This is a genomic window from Roseibium algicola (assembly GCF_001999245.1).
In the GTDB taxonomy this organism is placed as follows: Bacteria; Pseudomonadota; Alphaproteobacteria; order Rhizobiales; family Stappiaceae; genus Roseibium; species Roseibium algicola.
Genome location: NZ_CP019630.1, coordinates 5,936,312 through 5,959,905 on the forward strand (window position 1 = coordinate 5,936,312; position 23,594 = coordinate 5,959,905).

At 57.2% G+C, this 23,594-nt stretch carries 15 protein-coding genes; 9 read left to right on the top strand and 6 right to left on the bottom strand.

The window, feature by feature from the left end:
- Genes tssM through B0E33_RS27555 form a run of 6 tightly spaced genes read right to left on the bottom strand, consistent with a single transcriptional unit; the run spans window position 1 to window position 10,905 of the window.
- Window positions 1-3,654 carry a type VI secretion system membrane subunit TssM gene (gene tssM / locus B0E33_RS27530; protein WP_077292981.1) on the bottom strand — a complete coding sequence of 1,218 codons (3,654 nt, stop codon included), beginning with the start codon at window positions 3,652-3,654 and terminating at the stop codon, window positions 1-3.
- A 33-nt stretch (window positions 3,655-3,687) separates the two neighbouring features.
- The gene (gene icmH, locus B0E33_RS27535; RefSeq protein ID WP_156912494.1) at window positions 3,688-5,262 is read right to left on the bottom strand and encodes a type IVB secretion system protein IcmH/DotU; all 1,575 of its coding nucleotides are present in this window, start codon (window positions 5,260-5,262) and stop codon (window positions 3,688-3,690) included.
- A complete protein-coding gene (gene tssK, locus B0E33_RS27540) occupies window positions 5,262-6,596 on the bottom strand; it encodes a type VI secretion system baseplate subunit TssK (protein ID WP_022999360.1) in 1,335 nt (444 codons plus the stop codon). The genes icmH and tssK overlap by 1 nt, the downstream gene beginning before the upstream one ends.
- 58 nt (window positions 6,597-6,654) lie before the next feature.
- Entirely contained in the window at window positions 6,655-8,373 is a 1,719-nt protein-coding gene (gene tagH, locus B0E33_RS27545; RefSeq protein ID WP_077292982.1) for a type VI secretion system-associated FHA domain protein TagH, read from the bottom strand.
- Window positions 8,374-8,394: 21 nt separating this feature from the next.
- Window positions 8,395-8,991 carry a DUF6931 family protein gene (locus B0E33_RS27550; protein WP_156912495.1) on the bottom strand — a complete coding sequence of 199 codons (597 nt, stop codon included), beginning with the start codon at window positions 8,989-8,991 and terminating at the stop codon, window positions 8,395-8,397.
- A 51-nt stretch (window positions 8,992-9,042) separates the two neighbouring features.
- Window positions 9,043-10,905 carry a type VI secretion system Vgr family protein gene (locus tag B0E33_RS27555; protein ID WP_156912496.1) on the bottom strand — a complete coding sequence of 621 codons (1,863 nt, stop codon included), beginning with the start codon at window positions 10,903-10,905 and terminating at the stop codon, window positions 9,043-9,045.
- 361 nt (window positions 10,906-11,266) lie between these two features.
- On the opposite strand from B0E33_RS27555, the gene B0E33_RS27560 reads away from it, so the two are divergent.
- From B0E33_RS27560 to tssH, 9 genes are all read left to right on the top strand, one after another.
- The gene (locus B0E33_RS27560) at window positions 11,267-11,971 is read left to right on the top strand and encodes an OmpA family protein (protein ID WP_167579606.1); all 705 of its coding nucleotides are present in this window, start codon (window positions 11,267-11,269) and stop codon (window positions 11,969-11,971) included.
- A gap of 116 nt (window positions 11,972-12,087) precedes the next feature.
- On the top strand, window positions 12,088-13,371 hold the full coding sequence (locus B0E33_RS27565; RefSeq protein WP_077292986.1) for a type VI secretion system protein TssA: 1,284 nt from the start codon (window positions 12,088-12,090) through the stop codon (window positions 13,369-13,371).
- Window positions 13,372-13,641: 270 nt separating this feature from the next.
- Window positions 13,642-14,196 (top strand): type VI secretion system contractile sheath small subunit, encoded by a 555-nt coding sequence (gene tssB / locus B0E33_RS27570; protein ID WP_022999366.1) that lies wholly within the window; start codon window positions 13,642-13,644, stop codon window positions 14,194-14,196.
- The gene (tssC, locus tag B0E33_RS27575; protein WP_022999367.1) at window positions 14,197-15,720 is read left to right on the top strand and encodes a type VI secretion system contractile sheath large subunit; all 1,524 of its coding nucleotides are present in this window, start codon (window positions 14,197-14,199) and stop codon (window positions 15,718-15,720) included.
- 204 nt (window positions 15,721-15,924) lie between these two features.
- Window positions 15,925-16,410: an Hcp family type VI secretion system effector gene (locus B0E33_RS27580; RefSeq protein ID WP_022999368.1), complete on the top strand. Its 486-nt coding sequence runs from the start codon at window positions 15,925-15,927 to the stop codon at window positions 16,408-16,410.
- Window positions 16,411-16,554: 144 nt separating this feature from the next.
- Window positions 16,555-17,106, top strand: a complete 552-nt coding sequence (gene tssE / locus B0E33_RS27585) for a type VI secretion system baseplate subunit TssE (RefSeq protein ID WP_022999369.1) — start codon at window positions 16,555-16,557, stop codon at window positions 17,104-17,106.
- Window positions 17,103-19,100, top strand: coding sequence for a type VI secretion system baseplate subunit TssF (gene tssF, locus B0E33_RS27590; RefSeq protein WP_077292987.1), 1,998 nt, complete (start codon window positions 17,103-17,105; stop codon window positions 19,098-19,100). Before tssE ends, tssF begins: the two co-directional genes overlap by 4 nt.
- Window positions 19,097-20,674 carry a type VI secretion system baseplate subunit TssG gene (gene tssG / locus B0E33_RS27595; RefSeq protein WP_077292988.1) on the top strand — a complete coding sequence of 526 codons (1,578 nt, stop codon included), beginning with the start codon at window positions 19,097-19,099 and terminating at the stop codon, window positions 20,672-20,674. The genes tssF and tssG overlap by 4 nt, the downstream gene beginning before the upstream one ends.
- Window positions 20,675-20,699: 25 nt before the next feature.
- Entirely contained in the window at window positions 20,700-23,507 is a 2,808-nt protein-coding gene (tssH, locus tag B0E33_RS27600; protein WP_077292989.1) for a type VI secretion system ATPase TssH, read from the top strand.
- Window positions 23,508-23,594: the final 87 nt, after the last annotated feature.

A 23,594-nucleotide genomic window follows, 5' to 3' on the forward strand; every position in this document is an offset into this window, starting at 1 on the left:
CTAGAAGCTCGTAGGGCAACTGAAATCGCCGACTGCAGACAGGAAGAACGGGTTCGGATTCGTTCTAAGCGTCACCGTGAAGGCAACCTGTCTGCCGCCAAGCGTTTCGCGCACGACGAACTTGTTCTGACCGGAACTGACCCTGTTATCGCGAACGAAGCGATAGAAGGCCCAATCTCCATGGATTTCACGACGAGATCTGTAGCCAGGCACTTCCGGCTGAATCACCAGTACAACGCGCGGGGTAGCCGTGTTGCTGGGCCAATCAAAATTGGCCGGCAACGGTTCGATTTCCGCATTGAAGCCGGGACCACGCGTCACCAGTACGAGATTGCCGTTCACTTCAAGGCTGGCCGCGTCAGCCTGCTGAGACAGGGCGCGCGGAACCACCTGAAGTCCGACGGACGGAAACGCGTTTCCTGTCGGGAAGAAGGCCTGCTTGATCAGGTCTGCACGTTCGAACTGCCGAAGCGTTGCGTTCGACAGACGGTCCGCCTGAGACACTTCAGGCTTCCAGTTCCAGGGGCGCGTCGAGGTATCGACAAGCGGCTTCAGGTTTTCATCGAAAAACCGCTGCATGATTCCCGTCGGTGCGAACAGTTTGGCAAATTCCGTCATCGGCACTTCGGAGCGACCGTTTTCAAACGGGTAGTTCCGGGCGACGATCCTGCGGCATTCACCAACAACCTGGGTGCTCAGCTTCTCGTTCAGCTGCGTGATCGAGGTTTCCTTGAACTCCTCGTCAAATTCCTTCGCAGCCTGGATAATCAGTTTATCGAAAGGCGGCGGGAAACGCGTCGCGTTGCTTCTCAGCAGAGACGCCTGAATTTGCACGTTGGAATTTGCAGTTTCGCTCTGCAGCGGGTTGTTGGCCACGATCAGAAGGTTGTCGAGGATGTTCTTGAAGTTCAGCAGCAAGGCATCGATCTTGCGGCTGTTCTCGCCTTCCACAAGTACATGGTAAGGACGGAAGTGATCCTCGATCGCCTTGCCCGGAATAATGGTTGGACCTCCGCCACCAGCGGCAGTTCCAAGCGCATTGGACAAACCTCCCGGCGCGATTGCCTGAAGTCCGGCTTCAAGGCCGATACGTTTCAATCCACCGGACGAATCCAGCACGTAGCGCTGGAAGATCTTCTGTGCAGCGTCAGTGCCGGCATCTTGCGCATTGCCGCCTGTCAGGTTTCCGGCAAGGCCTTCACTCGACAGATCCTGGGTGAGCAGGGTTTCGCGCCGAATGCTCTCAAGAAGCTGCACGACGGGTGATGTTGGTGCCGAGACGGCCTGAAGCGTCGTGTAAAGCGGCTTGTCGTTGCGCATCGACTTGAATTTCAAGTTGCCGAGCGCCTCTTCCCAGGCTTCGATGAAATCCTTGGTGTAAAGCGCCAGGATCTCGCCGGGAAGCGACTGATATTGGTCGGAAAAGGCATCGGCTTCCCCGACGTCTCCAAACACCCACTTGTCCCGTTCCAGTTCTTCACGAATGCCGGCAAGGTTCGGCAGAACGGAAAGGTGGAAGCCCGGATAGGTGAAGAACTTGTCGACCGCGACCGTGTCCAACGTGTCGCCATTCTCCGTTTCGAAAACGGTCTCCATGTCGGAGCCGCCACGTTGTTCAGCAATCCAGTCTTCGCTGGCAAGACCCTTGGCACGAGACTTGAGAAGTGCATACCCACGCTCGGCGAGGCTGACACGTCCGAGCTCTCGCTGGACCTCTGCAACCAGAATGCCGTCAAGCTGATCGGTCAGGACGTTGCCACCGAAATCGAGATCGAGCATCGCGGCAACGTGGTTGTTGAGCTCGTTGCGCAAGATCTCGCCCTGAGGACCAGGGAAGCTTTGCAGGAAGTCGGCGCGGAACGAATTCTTGATCTGCTCCTTGTCGATTTCCGGCGCATCCCCCGCCACCATGCGGTACAGCTTTGCCAGATTATAGAGCGTATCGACGTCCTGTCCGCCCGGACCGGTGCGATTGTCGAGCACCTCGGTCATCTGCTCTTCGATCCTCAAGAGCAAACGCGGCCGCAACAACCTTTCCAGACCACTTCTGTAGGACGTCACGCCAGCTGCTTCCAGACGATCGCGTTGGCTTAGGCCGAACTGTTCCATGACAGGCGTTGGCGTATCGCGGCTGTCGTAACCGGCCGGCAAGCCCCGCAACATCGACAGGATGTAGGCGGTATCCGCCAGATTGTCGTCGCGTACAACCCGCTCCGCCAGAACGGTTTCGCCGTTTACGCGCACCGTGTCCACAGCCTTGGCGGTTTCGTCAATCAAGGCCTTGTTGTTGAGATAACTGATCCCCCACAAGCTGCCGAGGCCCAGGGTCACGAGGGCAATGGCTGCGTAAGCCGCAATGCGGGTTGCGGTCGCAACTCTGACGGCCTGCCGGTTATGGGTTACCCAGCCGGCTTCTCCGATAATCACCTTGGAAAGAAGATCACGCAGGAAGTAGCTCTTGCCCTGACCGGATAGAGCGGCCGCCTGATAGGCTGTCCCGAAGGCCTGGCTCATTGAGCCGATGACCCTGTCGATGGCCGTGCCTTTTTGGGTGCCGGAGGTAAAATAGAAACCGCGCAGAACAGCATTCGGATAATACCGGCTCGGTTCGAAAATCGCATTCAGGAAACCGGTCAGACGATCCTTCAGAGCAGCGACCTGTGTCGGGAAGCCATAGAGCATCAGCCGGGCGCGCGGATCCGGTTCTTCCTGAAGACGATCCGCCATCTCCTCGTTGAGACGCTCCACCAGAAGATCAAACTCGGCGGGCGCTTCCGACACCATGTTCTTGGTTTTTTCGCGGGTCTGGAAGGTCGCTCCCCAGACCAGGTTGCGACGGGTTTCGGGATAGGAGCCGAAAAACTCCATGAAGCCCGCAACCGTGTCGGCCTTGGTGAAGATCACATAGACCGGGAAATCGATTTTCAAGGTCTTGTAAAGTTCGATCAAGCGCGTGCGGATCGCATCGGAATGCTGTTTCAACTCATCGTCAGACAGCGTCATCAGGTCTTCAAGACTGATTGACACCATGACGCCGTTGATTGGCTGACGCGGTCGGGCTTTGCGCAGAATATTGAGGAACCCGTGCCAAGCTTCGCGATCATGCTCTTCGTCGGAATCCTGCGTGGTGTAACGCCCTGCCGTATCGATCAGCACAGCCGTTTCAGCAAACCACCAGTCGCAATACCGGGTTCCGCCGAGGCCCTCCAGCTTCTGGGCCTCTCCCTTTGCGCGCGAACCGGCAAACTTCAAACCGGAGTGCATCAAAGCCGTGGTCTTGCCGGCGCCCGGAGGGCCGATCATCAGGTACCAGGGCAAGTCGTAAAGATAAGTGCTCGCGTTTCCGCTGGACGTCTTGAGCGTCTTCAGAGCGTCCTTCATGCGCTCCGACATGATCTGCAGGTCGGCATCACTTGCCTTGGGCTGCAGGATCTCACTCTCGAGTTCCCGGTTGGCCTTGACGCGTTTGTAGATCCGGTAGCCGGTCCAGCCGCCAACGATCAGAAGGACAAGCGCAACCAGCGACAACCTTACCCAGAGAGGTTCGAAGGGCCTCACACCGGCGATCGACAGGAACGGCCCGCCAAACCAGATCAGACCGATCAGGGCGAGTATGCCGATGACGATTGCCGTTATTCCGAGCCAGAATTTCATAGATACAGCCTTGTTCTGCGGTTGCCCCGGATATCAGTTGTTTATCACCAGCCCTTTGGCCGGTGGCTTCAGGAAGACTTCCACACGTCTGTTGAGCGCCTTGCCTTCCCTGCTTGTATTGGGAGCGATCGGCTCGTCGGCGCCACGTCCTTCCACCTGCACCCGCCCCGGTGTCTGGAGGACTGATTCCATGACGGCAGCAACTGCCTTTGCCCTTTCAACGGACAGGTGCCAGTTGGTCGGGAACCGCGGATTATTGCGGATCGGGTCGCTGTCCGTATGGCCGACGACCAGAATTTCACCTTCCACCTGATCGAGGGTCTGGCTGACCTGCTCGACAAGAAGCTGGAATTCAGGGCGCAGCGTGGCAGCTGCGACGTCGAACTGCGCGCGCATGCGCAACATGATCGCTGGTCCCGCCTGCGAAATTTCCAGGCCATCGATACCTGCCAGCTGTGCGGAGACAGTATCGATTGCCGCATCTTCCGGCGGTGGTGGCGCGGGTGGCGGTTTGGGTTGGTAGCCCTCGCGCGCCAGTTCAATCGGGCCTAACGGGTAAAGCGCACTTGCGCGTCCAGCGACAACTTCGCTTCCGCTCGACAGAAGAAGCATCAAGGTGACGTAGCCCCCAAGAAGCAATGCGCCTGCAACGGCCGCGACCGACCAGATCGGTACCGAGAACCCTGCCCGCTTTTGCAGGAGTTCCAGTCCGCGCCAATGGGGAGAGAGATCGTCTCCAGGCCGCGGACGAACACGACGCAGAATTTCATGCAGGTCGCGTCGTTCGCGCTCCAGGCCCTGCTGGCCACCCTGGATCGCACGGTACTTGCCGTAAAAGCCGAGTGACAGACAGGAATGCATGACCTCCAGAACACCGTAGTTACGACCGGGATCCTGCTTTGCCTTTTCCAGTAGCTGATAGAACTCGACACCGCCGGTTGCCTGACCGAAGAACTGGGTCAGCATGGAGTATTGCGTCCATTGGTGACGTCCGGCAGACGGCAGGTTCTGAACGATATCGTCTGATGTCGCACAGAGCGCATAGGCGGCGGAACGGATCTGGTCGTCCGTGATTCCGGCGCTCCGCAATTCTTTCTCGAACGTCTTGATGGCGCTGTAGACATCGCGCATCAACTGGTCGAACTGGGCGTCCGTCATTGTCAGGTGAAGCCGGCCCAGAAGCAGAAGCAACGGGGCAGCCGCACGGGAAATCGGATTTCGATTGGCAACGCGGATCTGGTTGATGTCCGGCATATGCGCCAGTTTACCGGCACCTTGTGCAGGTGCGGCCGCCGGCTGTGGCGCAGCGCCTTGCGGTGCCTGGTAGCCGCCTGGCGGGGTTCTGAGATCCGGTGCCTGCTGCTGGCCATACTCATACCCGGCTGGCGTCGGAGCGTAAGGATCACGTCCTCCGCCGCCTCCCCCGCTTTGCCACGGATCCGAGCCACCGGAAGGCGGATTGTGTGGCGGTGGCGGAGCTGCCTGTCCAGGAGGCGGCTGCCCGGGTTGTCCTGGCTGGCCTTCGCTCCATCGCCCGCCCGGATTGGGCATTACAATTGTCTTTCCCTTGCGTTTGGAAACGCCAAAGGGATCGTCATTGTCCGACATCAGCGACCCTCCCGGACGGCATAGAACTCAAGCTGCAGATCCGGCCAGTTGCCTGAGAATTGCAGCCCGATCGCCGAGTCCTGGCTAAATTCGCGCCAAAGCGGGGTCGTCTTGTCCAGCCGGAAGTAGACCCGGTCCGTGAGAGCCCGGATCTGTGCCGGTGGTACCGGCATGTGGATCAGCGGAATACCCGGCAGGTTGGAGTAGACGATCTGGCGCATCTGACCGAAGGGGCCAACCTTGAAGAGCCTTGGAAACTCGTTCTGAATTTCCGTCAAAGGCCTGCGGGCAGCCACTTCGATGACAAAGCCCGCCTGCGAGAACAGGTTGCGATCGACGATGGTCGACTTGAACGCATTCGGCGCCAGCTGTTCCAGAGGCAAGCGGATTGCCCGCCGGTCATAACCGGCCGACAGGAACGCCTGTATGTCGGCCAGGACCGGCTTGAAGATATCATGCAGCTTGTCGTGGTCATAAACGGGATAGTTGCGCGCTCGGCGCTCTTCCGTTGCGAACGTTGCAAGCTCCCCCGCCAGCTGCAGGAACAGGATGTACAGCCGCTCCGGATGCACATAAGCCGATTTGCGCAAGTGCATCAGCAAAGGATAAGTGCGGTTGAGCAGCTGCAACGTCAGATAATCGAAATTCTGCAGCCCGCCCCCCGCGGACGTATCGGCGGCGTAACGCGCCAGTTCGCTCAGTTTTCGCTCCACCCAGCCAATGACGGAGTCAATCCAGCCGGTGATGACCGGATGCACATGACAGGCAAGTACCGGTGGTGCAAAGGAACCATCGGTTATGACAATGCGATCCTTGATTTCCGTGATACGGGCGACCGGCAGGCAGACCTGACCGGGATGGGGTGTCGAGCGGATCGAATACTGCAGGCGCGGATGCGCAACATCGATCTCCTCCTCCTGGCGGATGGTGGAGGTGGAATCGATGATCGTCTCCCTGCCCTGAATATATCTCGTGGCGGCATCGTCGCGGCCATTGGCGACTTCCACCGCATTGACGGTCGTCTCGGGAATTCCCAGCCAGACGATTTGTCCTGCCGCGTCCTCCGGAACGTCGATTGCAGGCGGCGGCGTGCCGTCGGCCGGGAAGTTGAACACCGTTCCGTCGGAGAATATGCCTCGGCCATAGCGAAGCGCGAACCGGCATTGCTGTCCTACGTCCTGATCTATTTCCAGCTCGGAAAAGCCCCAGGGATAGGGAGAGGCAAAACGGACCCGTTCGTCCAGCATATGCTCCGCGTACCGGTCGCTCTGCTGGAGATGATGAGGCCGCAGAAACAAGCCTTCGGTCCATGCAACCTTGCTATACCACGACATAAAGGTACTGCTCCCTTAACACTTTCGCGCCTTCGCGCTCTTAAAACTGGCAAATGTCTTAATTCATCAGTCCGGAGCTCTGCTCCGGATCGTCACTGCTCAATTCTTCATAACCTTCGGTAAAGTATTGCGTGAAAAGCCCGACCACGCCATCGTCGTACGAACCGGACAAGGAACTCCAGCGTTCCTGAATCCGCTCCCATAGCTTGGCCTTCTGGTTACCGAATGTACTCTTGGCGATCTGGCCTTCTGCTTCGATCGCCTTGGGGGAAAGCTTTTCTTCAAATCTTCCTGCAGCCTTCTGCATGGCTGCATAAGTCCAGACATGATGTTTCTGGATGTCCTTGAAAGCAGCCTGCATGGCCTTTGAAATCGGCAAATACCCGTTTTCTTCCGCTCCTGGGGCCAGCATCGTCTGCAATGCCATTTGCGGTGTCGGCGAAAACTTCAGGGCATTGTTCCCGCTGCGCATGATCAGCGTGCGGTTGGCGTTCCGGGTCATGGCTTTCACCTGACTGCGTGCCTGCAAAAGACCCATCAAGTCGCCGGTGATGCCTTGCAATATGGCCCCGACTTCCCGGGCAAATTCTTCCGGATCGCGGCCGGCAAGCGTTGCAGCCGGGATACCGGCTCCTTCGGCGAAAGCCTTGATAAAATCAACAGTGGCCGCCGGAATATTAGCCGGCTCAACATCAACCTTTGCAACCGCCGCTGTGTCTGCCTTCGCTGGTTCTTGCGGGGCAACAACAGGCATGGCCGCAGGTGCAGCTTGCTCCACAGGAGCCGGTTGTTTAGGCTGTGGTTCCTGGACCGTTGCCGGCTGTGTTTCCTCTGCCTCCGGCGCGCTCCAGACAGGCGCTTCGGGAAACGGCGACGCTGTGGGCTCTCCTGCAGGTGGCGGAGCAGATTCGGCCGCCGGTTGCTGGGTTGGTGCCTCTGGTTGAAGATCCGGCATCTGGAAAAGCGGCTCAGCACTTTCCTGCGCCGGGTTTTCAGACAGCGCCGGAAACGGAGATTGAGCTACAGGTTCCGGAAATCCAAAAAGCGGCTCTGCGGGTGCGGCTCCGGCAGATTGAAGATGCGGTTGCTGGGCAAGATGATCCAGCGGGTCCGCCTGGGCCGGTCGAGGCGCTTCCCGTTCGCCGATGTGCGCATTCGGATCGTACAGCGAAGGATCCGCCGTACCCCAGCCGTGTCCTTGCTGGCTCCAGACATCATCTGCCGGCGTGCCTATGCCTGGATTGGAGGAAGGCGGAGCGTGTCGCCCTTCCATGCCCGCTCCCGGTGTAGCCCAGGGCCCACCCTGATTTTCCATTGGATAGTGACCGGGTGCCGCGCCCGCCGGACCAGGCCCCGTAGGCCAGGAGGAGCCACCGGGTGTAGACGAGGTTTGCGGTGCGTCCCAGGGCTGAGGAGCAGCGGCGGCGACTGGTGCTGCGGACATGGCTGGCTGCCCGGATCCGGCTTCCAGCGATACGACGATGATGTAATCGCCAATCATCAGCCGATCGCCGGAGCGCAGCACATGTGCCTTGTCCATGCGGGTCTGGCTGCCATTAAGGAAAGTGCCGTTTGTCGAATAGTCGTAAAGAACGAAATTCCCGCTTTCAAAGCGCACTTCGCAATGTTTACCGGAAATCATCCGCTGGGGATCGGGCAGACTCCAGTCCAGATGTTCGTGCCGACCAATGTCGAAGCCTCGGTCGGCACAGCTGTAGGACAGCTGACCGCCGGTCTCCAACCGGTCAACATTTTCAATCTGGAGCGTTATGCGCATTCCCACGTTTCCTCTTTGCGCTTAGGAAAAGGCTGACGAAGAGCTGCTGACGGTCACCGCGGGCATCGCCCCACCTCCGGCGAAGGACAGCCCGGCAGACAGGCAAGATTTCAGGGCCTCATCCCGTTTGGCAGGCTCAAGTGTTCCAAGCGCAATCAACACAGCTGTATTTACGGCCTTGGCCGTCAGGTCGTCCGGCATGTCCACCCGGTGCTCGGGGCTCGGCGAGAGGGATCCGCCAGACCAGCCTGCAGCAAGACCGATCCAGACGGACGCGCTATCCTTCTTGGCGGCCTCAGCCGCCGCGTGAACCGCAACACGGGCATCTTCATCCCCCTCGCGGACCCAGGTCTCGCTGAGTTTAAGAACCTGCCGGTCATCCTCGTTCTTGGCCTGATCCAGACCGGCAACGCAGTTCATGCCCCACCAGACCGATTCCCGTTTCGGCAGGATATGAGCGAAATAGGCGATCGCCGACAGCGGTGCCTCGCTTTTCTGCAATTCCAGAGTATAGGCGTCCGGAGCGATATCCGTGGCCGGTTCGCTTACCGTTTCCGACAACTCCGGAAAAGTTTCAAATACCTGTCTAGCCTTTGTAAAGCGGATACGTGATCCCATCTGCTCTACTCCGTTTTTTCTCTTGGCCGCATTCGTTCAAGAACCGCAGCATCAATTGATCAGTACAAGGCCGCCCTTGAGTTTCAGCAACGCACTGCCTGTCACATTGGTCATTGTACCCTTGGCGTTGAGCATGCCCGAAGCCACGATATCGATTTTCACCGACTCGATCTTGATCGAGGCAGGCGTCATGGTGATTTTGCTGGCGCCGCAAATAAACTCGATCTTCGCTCCGGCAGTTACCTTCCAGTTCATGCCGATATCTTCAGTCGTGTTTCGGCCAACCGATTCCGTTCGGTCAACGTCGATCTGGGTCTCGCGGCAGTTTTTTACATGCAGCATTTCGTTATTCTCGATAACGGTCTCCATGTCTTTTTGGGCATGAACCCCAACAAGCTCATTCCCTTTGGTGTCGTCGAGCACGAACTCGTTGTAACCGCCGCCGCCTACCGTTGAATCCGACTTGATGCCAGCTTTGTTTTTCTCGCCTGGCAAAGAGTAAGGCGGCATGTTTTCCGCATTGTAGACTGTGCCGACGATGATCGGTTGATCCGGATCGCCTTCCAGAAACTGAACAATCACTTCCTGGCCGACACGAGGGATATAGATGCCACCCCAGTTCTTGCCTGACCACACTTGCGCCACACGAACCCGCCGAGACGCTGTCTTGTCGCGGTCCCAGTGAAAGGCGACCAGGATCTGACCGTATTCGTCCACATCGATTTCGCCTTGCCCCACGACTTTTGCCGTTTGCGGGCCGGGTATTCGAGGTTTGCGGGTGATGGCCGGTGTGCGGAACGTTATACTGGAAGGCAGAACGTCATATGTCCCGGTATAGGCTTCTCCCTGGGCCCCACCACCACCGGATCGATATGCCTCGGTGATGATCCGATGGCTTGCACGCACGATCAGGTGCTCCACGTTCTGCGGTTTGTGGGGATGGTTGAATAACGTGAACAACCCACCTGCAAAGAACCGCGGCACTTCGCCGGCTGTTTCAATTCGCTTGTCCGCAGCCTGTTCGGCTTCCATACGAATCTTGCTGAAGGTGCTGCCCTTGTCTTTTTCGGTGTACCTTCCCGGATAGTCATAGTTTTCCAGAGACCCAGCCCGATATTTAGTACCTGCATCACGCTCTGCTTCCAGCAGCGCACTCGGTTTCTCGAAATCATAATCATTGACTGCAAACTTGCCGGTCCGAAACTTGCGCGTCGGAATCCAATGGTAAAGATGCTCCTTATCCCTTTGACTGTCGCCGCCAAGAGCAATGTAGGGAATGGAGCTGTCACCAACGATCGGGCTGTAGGACGATTTGGCGTCCGCCAGAATCATGATGTGCTTGCCGTCCTTGTGTTCGAAGAAATAGGAAATTCCGAATTCTTCCATCAACCGGCAGCAGAAATCGTAATCCGATTCCCTGTACTGGACGCAGTAATGAATCGGATCATAGGATTCAGTCAGCTTGATCTGGAAATCGGCGAAGTCATGCTCATTCAGGACGTTCTGAATGATTTCAGGCGCGGACATGTCCTTGAAAATTCGACAATTTGAGTTCTTGGTGAGCAGCCAGAACCAGGGGCGTAGCGTCAATTTGTAGATGTAATAGGAATCGCGATAGCCCATCCATTTCGCATCGGTCAGAAGACCGTCGAAATGCCGCGTATCACCATTGTTGGTGACAACCTTCACCGTCATGGAAGTCGCTATGGCCTGGTCGAAATCCAGATCCTCTTTCTGACTCAGAACCTCAAGCCTGATCTCAAAATCTTCGCTGAGACCCTCGTCGCACTCGATGGTGACAACGGAAAGCTCATCCTTGCCAAAGACCGATGTCAGCTCGGCCATTCGGTTAGCTTGTTTAAGTTGTCCTACGGCCACGAAAGATCTCCTCGGAAATAACGCGGTTTTCTGCAAAAAGGCAGCCTGGCGGCTACCACGTTTCAGACACTAAGGCGTTTCCGGCAAAAATAGTGTGCTCAAGAACACACTTGATGCAAATACTTTGAACTTCAAACTCTTTTGTGAAGGAGGCGGCACTTGCCCCTTCCCCAAGTGCGGCTAAAAAACACCGCCTGCTGCTTTTAAATACCAACCCTGCTCACCGACGTCACCCCAACAGCTCTCCTCTTGCTTATTGCCGATAAAACGACATACTGACATCAAATCGCACTTTAGTGACTTTCGCCACACTATTATTCTTATCCATATGGCACGATCCATTTCGAAGCCCAAAGCGACATCGCTTTTGAACACTCCACAAGGGAGGATTGAAATCGTGACCCCTACTGTATTTTCGCTCGACCGGAACAATGCCGCTCGGACCGGCCTTCGCCGCGCTCTCCTGGTTGCTTCCGTTTCTCTCGCCATTGCCTTGCCGGCACTTGGAACCGCTCCGGCTTTTGCCCAGGACGCCACCTATTCGGCCGATGAAGTCAGCAAGCACTTCAAGCAGCTCAAAACGCGTTCACTGAAGCCGGCTGGCGGAACACGAGCTCTTTGTATCGGTACTCGCGACGAATGTAATCCGAACGCCAAACCGGAAGAAGGCGGTCAGGTCGCAGTCTCCCAGGACGGTGCAAAGACCGAAGGTGGTGAAACGGAACAGACCCTTGTGGTCGATCCGGAAACCAACGCCATCGACGCTGCCTTCAACCTGCTGGTTTCGTTCGAATATGCTTCGGCCAAGCTCAGCACGTCCGCACAGGCCAACCTTCGTGAGTTTGCCAAGGGCATCAATGATCCCGATCTGGCCAAAGCCACATTCGTGATCGAAGGCCATACCGACGGAATTGGCTCGACCAACTACAACCAGCGTCTTTCCGAAGACCGTGCGCAAGCGGTTACCCAGTATCTTGTCAACCTCGGCGTCAGCCGGGACCGCCTGAAAACTGTTGCCTACGGCGAATCCCGACCAAAGGTTGCTGATGTAAACGATCCGGCAAACCGCCGCGTTGAAAGCAAGCTGGTACTCGAGCAATAAAAATACACACACCAGACATGCCGGACCGGAGCTTTTCCCGGTCCGGGTCTCCTGAACAATAACCGGGACCGATCCCGGACATACCACCGGAATGCATACCGGGCTGGGGAGCACGAATGAATTTCGATCCGGAAACCTACGGCACTGAAGTAGCGCCGGGTGCTGGCTGCGGGCCGGACCTCTATGATACCGAACCCGCATTTGCCGCGCTTCTGGATTCGTGTGAGGAATTGCTGCCGGAGCGGTTCAGCGAATTCGACCGATCCGAGATCGACTTTACCGACCTCTTCAAGCAGATGGACGGCTTCCTGAAGCAGTCCAGAGACTTGAGACTGCTTGTCATTCTCGCGCAGTTCGGTCTGCTGAGCGGTCAAGTCCATACGTTTGCGAACTCGATTCGCATCATTCGCAAACTTTTGGAGAACCATTGGGACGACGTCCATCCAAGCGATGCCGACTTCGGCCACATGGAACGAATCGGAGCGCTCGAATCCCTCAACAACAGGCCCACGGTCGTTCTACCGCTGGAAGCAGCGCCCCTGCTCAAAACCAGACGGACAGGGCCCATCAGCTATCGCGCCATCCAGATTGCGGCCGGCGATGCCACGGCACGTCCGGATGAGCATACAATCTCACTTGGCGCGATTGAGGCGGCACTGACATCGGGCGAACTCGAGCAGGACGCTATCGACGAGATCCTCAAGGACCTTGGAGACCTGCCGGACGAACTTCAGACCATAGCCGAGTTGTGCACCGAAAAGCTCAAGGAGAGCGGTGCGAAAGCAGCTCCTCCCAATTATGAGGCCTTGTCCACTCTCCTGAAGGAGATGAATGCCGAACTGAACAAGCGGCTCGGACGCCTCTCCCCTGAAGAGACGGAGGCCTCTTCGTCTGAAGATACTGCAGCAGAGGCAGCAGTAGCCGACACGTCGCAGGCGTCTCAGTCAGAAATCAAGAATGCCGCCCAGGCAAAACTGATTCTGGACGCTGTCGAAGACTATTTCGCCAGCCGCGAACCGTCGCATCCGGCGCTGTTTCTGGTGCGTGAGGCTCGCGGCCTCGTCGGCAAGTCCTACCTGGATGCCTTGAAAATACTGATGCCACGCAGGTTCGACGACGTAGCGCTGATTCTGGGTGCCAGCGGTTTACAGCTTTCCAACGATCGGCTGATCGACCTGAACGACGGTGGTGACCGGGAACTGGGCGAAATTGACGATTTCGCAGTGATGGTGATCGAAAGCCGAAGTGACGCAATGAAGGGTATTGCGGCGGTCAAGGGTTACTATTCTTCCAATGAACCCACCAGCCCGATCCCCCTTTTGCTGGATGAGGCGCAGAATATGAGTTCCGGTTCATTCACCGGTCTTCTCAACCTCTTCCTGAGGCCAGAGGAGGACTGATTCAACTGCCATTACAACCCCTATGTTACCTAGGGTTTTCAGCTTCTTACTTGACACCAATGGCCAACGGGTCCTCAATATTTCGAGAAAAAATAAACCATCGATCATGTGACCGTGATCACTTCCCGTTCCCCAGAAACGCAGTACATAGATATCAACGAAACGCAGCGCCGACCTAAGTACAGCAATTAGCAAACAAGAGTTACGCGCTAGTATTTGACTAAAATTGACCTTTATTCTTCTGGGTCATGAAAATGAAAGGCAAGTACAATGGCATCGAACAGTGGGCAAGGCTTTATCAAGCGCAACAGACCTCCGCGGGTCCACATTTTCTATGAAGATCCGTTTGACGCGGAACAGAAGGTGGAACTGCCATTCGTCATGGGCATCATGGCCGATCTTTCCGGCGACAACCCTGGCGTGGAAAAAGCCGATATCGATGACCGCAAGTTCCTCGACATCGACATGGACAACTTTTCCAAGCGCATGGAAGCAATTGAACCTGGCACTTCCTTCACCGTGAAGGACAAGCTGTCCGGCGAAGAAAACTCCAAAATGAGCGTCCAGCTGCGTTTCAAGAGCATGGACGACTTCACCCCGGGACGCGTTGCCGAACAGGTTCCGGCACTCAAGAAGCTGCTCGATGCACGCCGCAGCCTGGCTGCATTGCGCACCATGATGGACGGACGTGTCCAGGCGATCTCCCAGCTCGAGGAGCTGACCCGGGACCCGGCCCTGATGCAGGCACTTGCTCAGAAAATCGAAGCCGACAAGGCATCGTCCGCCGACAAGCAGGCAGACGGCGACGGCACGGAGGAGGCATAAATGAGCAGCACCGATACCAGCGCCCAGGCAAGTGGCGCAGCAGCCGGCGAAGTTGCGGTTGAGAAGAGCCCCGAGGAGTTCGCTTCGATCCTGAAACAGAATTTCCGGATCAAGAACGAAAACGATACGGCCAATCAGCTGGTTGACAACGCCATGTCGACCTTCCTCGCCGAAGCCCTGTCCGATCAGGCGCTTATCAAGGAAGACGTCTACGACACGATCGATGAGATGATCGCGAAGCTGGACGAAAAACTGACGGCTCAGGTGAACGAGATCATTCACGCCGAGGAGTTCCAGACACTTGAAAGTGCCTGGCGCGGGATCGATTACCTCGTGCACCAGTCTGAAACCGACGCTTCGCTCAAGCTTCAGTTCCTGAACATCTCCAAGAAAGAACTTGCAGGCGTGTTCAAGAGCTACCGCGGCGCCAAGTGGGATCAGAGCCCGCTGTTCAAGCAGATCTATGAAGCCGAATTCGGCCAACTGGGTGGTCAGCCCTACGGCTGTCTCGTGGGTGACTATGAATTCTCCTACGACCCGCAGGACATCACCGTGCTGCGCGGCATGGCAAAGATCGCTTCGGCAGCCCATGCACCGTTCCTGGCAGCGGCCAATCCGCAACTGATGCAGATGGATAGCTGGACGGAACTGCCGGCCAAGCGTGATCTGTCCAAGATCTTCGATACGGAGATCCATGCCCAGTGGCGGACGCTGCGGGAATCCGAGGACTCCCGTTACCTTGGTCTGACAATGCCCCGCGTGCTGGCTCGCCAGCCCTACGGTGCGAAGTCCGACCCGGTGGAAGAATTCGCCTTCGAAGAAGAGTTCGGCGAAGACAGCCACGAGAATTACGCCTGGATGAGCTCGGCTTATGCCATGGCAACCAACGTCAACCGTGCCTACAAGGAATTCGGTTGGACTGTGCGCATCCGCGGCGTCGAAAGCGGTGGTCTGGTGGAAAACCTGCCGACCCACGTCTTTGAAACCGACGATGGCGGTGTGGACCAGAAGTGCCCTGCGGAAATCGCGATTTCCGACCGGCGCGAACACGAGATCTCCCGTCTGGGCCTGATCCCGCTGATCCACCGCAAGAATACGGACCAGGCAGCCTTCCTTGGAGCTCAGTCCGTCTTCAAACCGCGCCAGTTCTCCGGACCGGACGGCAAGGATGCAACGGCATCGGACAACCTGTCTGCCCGCCTGCCCTACATGTTCGCGACCACTCGTTTCGCCCACTACCTGAAAGTGATGGTGCGCAACAAGATCGGTTCGACCAAGGAATCGGCGCAGCTGCAGCGTTGGCTGAATGACTGGATCATGGACTACGTCGATGGTGATCCGGACAACTCGACCGAGGAAACCAAAGCGCGCAAGCCGCTGCGGGAAGCCAAGGTCACTATCGTGCCCGACGAGGAAAACCCCGGATATTACCGGGCTCAGTTCTTCCTTCGTCCGCACTATCAGCTGGAAGGCATGGACATCGGCATGAGCCTGGCGTCCCGCATTCCGCAAGACGGTAATTGATTTCACAAATTGCCGGCGGGGCGGCAGCCTGCCCCCCGGCATGCATCCCACGGGATGCAGCCCGGTTTTCCCGGGCGGAGGTACAAACAAGGTGCGCAAGCGCCTAGGGGTTTGGACCGCGAGGTCCGAGGTAGTTGTCAGGAATAGCAGAGTTTGAGCCAGGAACATTTACCTGGCCCTCAACAACCAAGAGGATCTATTAAAATGGCCGTCGATTTTTATCTGGAACTTGAAGGTATCAAAGGCGAAGCACAGGACAAGACCCATAAGGACAAGATTGACGTCCTTTCCTGGTCCTGGGGCGCTTCCCAGTCCGGCACCACCCACATGGGTTCGGGCTCCGGCTCCGGCAAGGCACACTTCCAGGATCTGAGCATCACCAAGTTCGTCGACAAATCCACCCCTGTGCTTCTGCAGCACGTGTCGACTGGCAAGCATATCACCAAAGGCACTCTCTTTGTTCGCAAGGCTGCCGGTGATAACCCGCTGGAATACATCAAGCTCGAAATGAAGGACATTATCGTGACCAACGTTTCGACCGGCGGCAGTGGCTCCGACGATCGCATCACGGAGAGCGTCACGCTGAACTTCGGTGAGTACAAATACATCTACACCGAACAGAAGCCGGACGGCTCCAAGGGCGCAGCCCCCGAGTTTGCCTGGGACATTGCAGCAAACGAAAAGAAATAAGGCTTCGGCCTGCAGGGCTGCCGCGCTTCGGCGCGGCAGCCTTCTTTGGTTTGGACCGGCGATGCAGACTTTCAACTTTTGAAGCGGCACCGCCACGGTCATACTTAGGAATTTCCGGGGCAGCAGTCAGCGTGGGCTTGGCCGATGGCTAAATCAAATGTGAAAATGCACTCCCCGCTGATGTGGGCCTTCCGTGCAATGGACGACCCAGACTACAAGGCCGCTCAGGACAGGCAAAAAGAAGCACAGAACGGCGCCAACCTCAGATCCGGTCGGCGGCTTTCCAGATCCTACGGGGTCTCTGAACACACCCTGCTTTCCGAAGTACGGCAAGACCTGCAGGCGCTCCTCAATACGGTCAACCTCAATTCCACTCAGGACCTTTCCGATTTTCCGGAAGTTGAGAGCTCGATCATCAATTACGGATTGCCGGACCTTTCTGTCCATATTGTTGACAGCGTTCGCATTGACCGACTTGCCGAAGACATCCGACAGGCCCTCATCCATTTCGAACCGCGCATGGACCCGCGCACGCTCAAGGTCGAGCGCGACGACAAGGTCGAAAGCGATACCTTCAAGGTAAGATTTCTCATCAAGGCAGAAATACGCTGCGATCCGATCCGGGTCGCGAGTGAATTCGTAGCCGACGTCGACCCTGCTTTCGGCCGTATCAAGATCATCGGGGCAACTGCATGAACCGGGAATTTCTCGACCTCTATAATCAGGAACTCACCTACCTGCGAGAACAAGGGGCGTCATTCGCTGAGGCCTATCCTGCTGTAGCAGAACGCCTGGGTGGGCTTCTGGAAGACCGTTCCGACCCCATGCTGTCCGGATTGCTTGAAGGTACTGCCTTCCTGTCAGCTCGCGTGCAGCTGAAAATGAAGCATGAGTTCGCCGAATTCACTTCCAACCTGTTCGAACAACTATATCCAACCGCGCTGGCGCCCATTCCCTCTCTGGTACTTGCCCGCGTGACGCCGAAATATGGCGACGCGAATTTGCGCAACGGCATAAAGGTCGATCGCCATGCTCCCATGGAGGCCGTCTTCCGTGAACGCCAGGGAGAGGTTCGCTGCAGGTTCACTCTCACCTCTCCTATTACGTTGACACCCCTGGAGCTGACAGCTGCAAAGTACCTGAGCTCAGCTGCGCAGGTCTCCGGTCTCGGTGCGGAGATGGCTGAAGACAGACGCACGCGCGCAGGTCTGTCCATCACGTTCACACACCGCATGTCCGAGGATCCGGAAAACGAGGTTTCAGCCGAAGAAGCCTTGAAGAAACCAGAATACCAGGTGGCCGGCTGTCGGATCGATTCACTTCCCGTCCGATTGATCGGACCTCTGGATCTGGCTGCGAAGGTCTATGAACAGATCTTCGGACATACAATCGCGCTCTACATCCGTACCGAAGACGCCTTCGGTCAGGCCAGCCTGCAGCGCCTGCCCGTCGATGCCATAGAGCAGCTGGGTTTCGATGAAGAAGATTCCCTCTTGCACAACGACTTGCGCCTGTTCACCGGCTTTGATCACTTGCGCGACTATTTCAACTTTCCGCGCAGCTTCCTCGGGATCCGTCTGACGGGCTTGCGCCGTTACCTGGATAGGGTCAAGGCAAAAGCATTCGATCTGGTCTTCGTGTTCGATGAAGCAGAAAACCGGTTGCCTGCTCACGTTGAACGCAAGATTTTCGCGCTTCACTCAGCGCCGGCCGTCAACTTGTTCGAAAGGCAGACTGACCGGGTGCCGATCAAGAAAGGGCAGCACGAGTTTGCTGTCATCACGGATCGGACACGGCCACTGGATTATGAAGTGCATGCCGTCACTGAAGTTTCCGCCCACTTCTCAGGAGGCGAGAAACGACCGGTTGAACCGCTCTACAGCGTTGCACCAGACACTGAAAAAGCCGGTCACGAGTGGTTTTATACCATTCGCCGTTTGCCGCGACGCCAGTCGTCTTCTGAAATCCGGCGCATGCAGCCGAGCCACTACATAGGCACAGAAACCTTCATCTCTATCTCAAGCGGAGCACAGGCTGCCGCCCTGCTGCAAACCGGCAAGAAACGTCTTTCGGAATTATCACTGAAAGTATTGGCATCCAACCGGTCGCTGGCCGCAGACCTCCCCGTGGGAACCAACCCGGACAAGTCCGAGATTGGGGATTTCCGCATACTGGAGGATATCGGCCTCAAGGTAGATTGTGTTGCCGGCCCGACATCGCCAAGGCCGCCGCTTCTTTCCTACAATGAAAGACTAGGCGAACAGGGTCACGCCGGCGCCATTGCCTGGCGGCTCATTAACATACTGGCCTTGAACCATACCGGCCTTGTACACGATGCGGCAGGTCAGGACGGTCGGTCTTTCCGCGATGTGTTGAGCGTCTTCGCGCCACTTTCCGACAGTTCAGCAGACCGGCAGGCCCAGTCTGTTCGGTCGGTTTCGACAAGGCCAGTTGTACGCCGCCTGCAACAGAAGTCCGGCACAGGTGTCGCCAGAGGTCTCGAAATCACGATCACGCTCGATGACAAGGCTTTTGAAGGGGCGAGTGCCTTTCTGATGGGGGCTGTCCTCGACCGGTTTGTCGCCGAATACGCTTCCATCAATCACTTCACGCAGTGTGTGATCGCAACGACAGAGCGCGGCGTTATCATGAAGTGGCCTCCGCGGATCGGCGCGAAAGGAATTCTATGAGCGGTCCGGCAGACAAGGATCTGACGAAAACCCGTGTTGCACGGGACAAGACCGTTGTGCCTTCATCCTCCCGGAAGGCCCCGGCATGGCCGACCAAAGAGGAGACGGAGACTGCAATCGAGTCTGATGAGAAGGCCGACGCTGACGATATCTGGACCGTAAAACCGCAGGACAACAACACACCTGAGGACGAGACAGAAGCGCTCGCGGTCAAGTCGCCCGCGATTGAATCTGCCGCGATCACATCGCCCGAACACGCCACTCCCTCGCCTGCCGGATCCCAATCAGAAACGCCTGCACAACAAATCGATCCTCCAGCGGAAACCTCTGTCGAGGGAACGGAAGAGGTGATTGAAGCGCAGACCGAAGAGACTGCGTCTGATCCAGCAGCTGAGGAAGCAGTTCCGGAAACCCCGCGTATCGAGGTGCCGGTCCAGCAGCAATACGCGTCGTTGCTTGCAGCCCTCGGAGACCGCATCGAGAAGCATCCAGGTGGACATGATCTGCTGGCGGTGCTGAGAATGCTCGAAGGCCAGACCGCTCCGGGAATTTCCGAAACCGGAATAAAGCCGAAGAACGCCGATGAGCCCGCTCCACCCAGGATCGGCAAAAGCCGGCGCATGATGGAAGACATCGTTCGCTTCGGTCAGGACCCGTCCAGCGAATTCGCTACATCGACAATTGAGCGTGCGACAAAAGACGGTGACGGCGGCCTGGTCTTGCTGGAACGCTTCCTTGGTTTGCTTGGGCCGCAAGGCGCTCTGCCTTCCGCCTATACCGACGAAGCGATCATGCGCGGGCTCAGAGGCGATGACAGTTTTCCGAGATTCCTTGACCTGTTCAACAACCGCTTCGTGCAGTTGTTCTACCGCGCGTGGGCCGATGCCAGACCGATCGTTCAACATGACCGGCCGGACGACGACCGGTTTCTCGCCTATCTCGGGTCGGCGATCGGCATCGGCACCCCGTTTTACCGGGACCTCGACAGGATCGATGATCGGCTCAAGCTGCTCTATGCGGGCCTTATGGCCCCCAAGACAAAGAGCGCCGCTCGTTTGAAGGCCCTCATCACGGGCGTTTTCGATGTCCGGGTAGAGATTGATCAATGTGTCGGGACGTGGCTGCATCTGGACAAGGACGATCAGCTCAAGCTTGGTGGTTTCGGGCCAAGCGGAGCCGGGCAACTTGGCGCCGACACGATCGTTGGATCAAAGGTCTACAGTGTGAGTGACAAGATCCGGATCAGGATTTTCACGAGCAGTCTGGAGGAATATCGGCAGTTTCTCCCGCCAACCCGGGCAAGACCCAATCCCTGGACAGAGAAGCTTTTCGACCTCATCGATTTTTATCTGGGTCTGGAAATTGAATATGAAATTGAACTTGCGCTGCCGAAGAGATGCGCATCCGCTGTCCGGATGGATGCCAACAACTCCGCAACGCTTGGACATATCGGCTGGCTGAAGCCGGCCGCTTCCGGCCCCGACGTCGATACTGACCTGGAGGCCGAAGAAGAAGAAATGCTTACCGACACCCGTTTCCGGCCTGTGCGTCGCCACACCACAGTCTACCAATAGGTCTCAAGTCTGAAGGACCGATATTATGAATGACATTACGGTTGAAAAAGTTGTCAACAAGACCAACTCAACTGCCTACGACAGCCTGGACAAGGCCATGAGGCTTACGAAGGATGCCGGCCACCGGCATCTCGAGCTGGTCCACTGGTTTTACTATCTGATCCGCAACGAAAATTCTGATGTATTTCATATTCTGCGGCATTTCGACGTCGATCTCAGCACCCTGGACAAGGACCTGCAGGCCGCGCTTGCAGAGTTCAAGATCAACCAGACCGAACTTCCGTCCATGTCCAAGCCTTTCCGTGAAGCGCTGGAAGGAGCCTGGTTCGTTGGCACGCTGACATACGGCGACTACAAGATCCGCACAGCCTATGTCCTTCTTTTCATGCTTGGCGAAGAGAGCACCCGGACGCAGCTTTTCCAGCTTTCGAAGGCTCTCAACAAGCTCAAGCACGATGAAATCGCGAACAACCTGGACGCCATCGCCGGATCATCCGGTGAAGTGCGAGCGAGACCCATCGACGGTTCAAGTCCAGCCTCCGGTAGCGCAGCAGGTGAACCGGGCGCAGAGCCGCTCGCGGCAGGCGGCCCCGGGGAAGATGCACTCAGCCAGTTCACGGTAGATTTCACAGCTCGTGCGCGGGCAAAGGAATTCGATCCGATCGTCGGTCGGGACGAAGAAATCCGGCAAGTCATCGACGTTCTGATGCGCCGCCGCCAGAACAACCCGATCCTGACCGGCGAAGCCGGGGTCGGCAAAACGGCTATCGTCGAAGGCTTTGCGCAGAAAATCGTTGCCGGTGATGTTCCGCCCGCGCTTCTGGGCACGCGCCTTTGTGCGCTGGATCTCGGCTTGCTTCAGGCCGGCGCATCGATGAAAGGCGAATTCGAGAAACGTCTGCGCGCGGTCATTGATGCCGTCCATGGTTCCATCGTGCCGACGATCCTGTTTATTGATGAAGCCCATACGTTGATCGGAGCCGGCGGCGCTGCCGGAACGGGCGATGCGGCTAACCTTCTGAAGCCTGCCCTTGCCCGCGGCACACTCAGGACCGTCGCGGCTACGACGTGGTCGGAATACCGCCAGCATTTTGAAAAAGACCCGGCCCTGACACGGCGCTTCCAGCCCGTGCAAGTTGACGAACCGGATGAGGAAAAGTGCTTTGCCATGGTGCGCGGCCTGCTTGGCCCGATGGAAGATCATCACCAGGTTCGCATCCTCGATAGCGCTGTGCGGTCGGCGGTATCTTTGTCACATCGCTACATTCCAGCGCGCCAGCTGCCGGACAAGGCGGTCAGCGTTCTCGACACCGCCTCGGCACGCGTCAACATCTCGCAAGCAGCACAGCCAGCCCGGTTGCTGGACCTGGTTGCCCGAAAAGGTTTTCTGGAGACAGAGAAAAAGGCCCTGACCAACGATGCCGAACTGGGCATGGAGCATCAGGAACAGCTCGAGGCACTGTCCAAAGCGATTACAGAAACCGAAAGCGACATTGAGACTGTCCGCAATCAGTGGGAAAACGAGCGGAAACTGGTAGCCGGAATCCGGCGTTTGAATGCCGCTCTTGCAAAGCTTCGCGGTGTTGAACCTGCGCCTCATCCGGAAAGCGAGGCGATCGAAGATCCGCAGCACGACAAGCCCGCTCTAGTTCCGATCGATGAGATCGAGCTTGAACTTGACGTGGACCTGACCAACGAAGACGCCATTCGCGAAGCGCTCCAGGCGATGCGCACGGAGCTTTCCGAGATCCCTGAAGACGATCGCATGGTCTATGCCTATGTCGACGATGAGGCTGTTGCCAGCATCATTTCCGACTGGACCGGCATTCCGGTCGGCCGGATGGTGCAGGACGAAATGCAGACGATCCTGACGCTGACCGACAGCCTCAACAAGCGCGTGATCGGTCAGGCCCATGGCCTGGCAATGATCTCGAAGCGCATCGAGACCAGCCGCGCCCAGTTGGGCAATCCGGACAAGCCCATCGGCGTGTTCATGCTGTGCGGCCCCTCCGGTGTCGGTAAAACCGAAACCGCTCTGGCCCTTGCCGAGACCCTTTATGGTGGTGAGGAAAGCCTGATCACCATCAATATGTCCGAATTCCAAGAAGCGCATTCCGTTTCCGGTCTCAAAGGCGCTCCTCCGGGATATGTAGGCTATGGCGAAGGCGGCCGGTTGACCGAAGCCGTGCGGCGCAAGCCTTACTCGGTCGTCCTTCTGGACGAAGTCGAAAAGGCTCATCCGGATGTTCACGAAATCTTCTTCCAGGTCTTCGACAAGGGTTGGATGGAAGACGGCATGGGTCGGAAGATCGACTTCCGCAACACGTTGATACTGCTGACCTCGAATGTCGGCACCGACATCATCATGAATGCAGCAAGTCACATGCTGGATGCGCCGGTTTCCAGTGATCCGGATCTTGCGGCAACTGACCCGAACGCACCGGATCCGGAGAAGCTCGCGGAAACCTTGAGACCAGCATTGCTCGACGTGTTCCCGCCGGCCCTGCTCGGCCGTATCGTGACCATCCCCTACTATCCGCTGTCGCCATCCATGCTCGGGTTCATCGTCCGGCTTCAGCTCAACCGTATTGTCAAACGGGTCAAGCAGAACCGGGATGCCGTGCTGAGTTATGGCGACGACGTGGTGAGCCATATCGTTTCACTCTGCCGCGACCCGGACAGCGGTGGCCGCATGATCGACAACATCCTGACCAACGACCTTCTGCCGAAGCTGTCGCGTGCGTTCCTCACGGCGCAAATGAACGGCGAAGAACTGAAGGGTGTGACCTTGAAAGCGACGGAAACCGGTATCGAAATCGAGCCGGCCAGCTGACATCAACCAACAAAAAAACGCCGGACAGGTTCTCCCACCTGTCCGGCGTTTCGAGTCCTACCGGAAATCCGGCTGATTGTTGCAAGT

Coding starts and splice junctions, on each gene's coding strand:
- tssM (WP_077292981.1), bottom strand. CDS start 3,654: ATGAAATTCTGGCTCGGAATAACGGCAATCGTCATCGGCATACTCGCC.
- icmH (WP_156912494.1), bottom strand. CDS start 5,262: ATGTCGGACAATGACGATCCCTTTGGCGTTTCCAAACGCAAGGGAAAG.
- tssK (WP_022999360.1), bottom strand. CDS start 6,596: ATGTCGTGGTATAGCAAGGTTGCATGGACCGAAGGCTTGTTTCTGCGG.
- tagH (WP_077292982.1), bottom strand. CDS start 8,373: ATGCGCATAACGCTCCAGATTGAAAATGTTGACCGGTTGGAGACCGGC.
- B0E33_RS27550 (WP_156912495.1), bottom strand. CDS start 8,991: ATGGGATCACGTATCCGCTTTACAAAGGCTAGACAGGTATTTGAAACT.
- B0E33_RS27565 (WP_077292986.1), top strand. CDS start 12,088: ATGAATTTCGATCCGGAAACCTACGGCACTGAAGTAGCGCCGGGTGCT.
- tssB (WP_022999366.1), top strand. CDS start 13,642: ATGGCATCGAACAGTGGGCAAGGCTTTATCAAGCGCAACAGACCTCCG.
- tssC (WP_022999367.1), top strand. CDS start 14,197: ATGAGCAGCACCGATACCAGCGCCCAGGCAAGTGGCGCAGCAGCCGGC.
- B0E33_RS27580 (WP_022999368.1), top strand. CDS start 15,925: ATGGCCGTCGATTTTTATCTGGAACTTGAAGGTATCAAAGGCGAAGCA.
- tssE (WP_022999369.1), top strand. CDS start 16,555: ATGGCTAAATCAAATGTGAAAATGCACTCCCCGCTGATGTGGGCCTTC.
- tssF (WP_077292987.1), top strand. CDS start 17,103: ATGAACCGGGAATTTCTCGACCTCTATAATCAGGAACTCACCTACCTG.
- tssG (WP_077292988.1), top strand. CDS start 19,097: ATGAGCGGTCCGGCAGACAAGGATCTGACGAAAACCCGTGTTGCACGG.
- tssH (WP_077292989.1), top strand. CDS start 20,700: ATGAATGACATTACGGTTGAAAAAGTTGTCAACAAGACCAACTCAACT.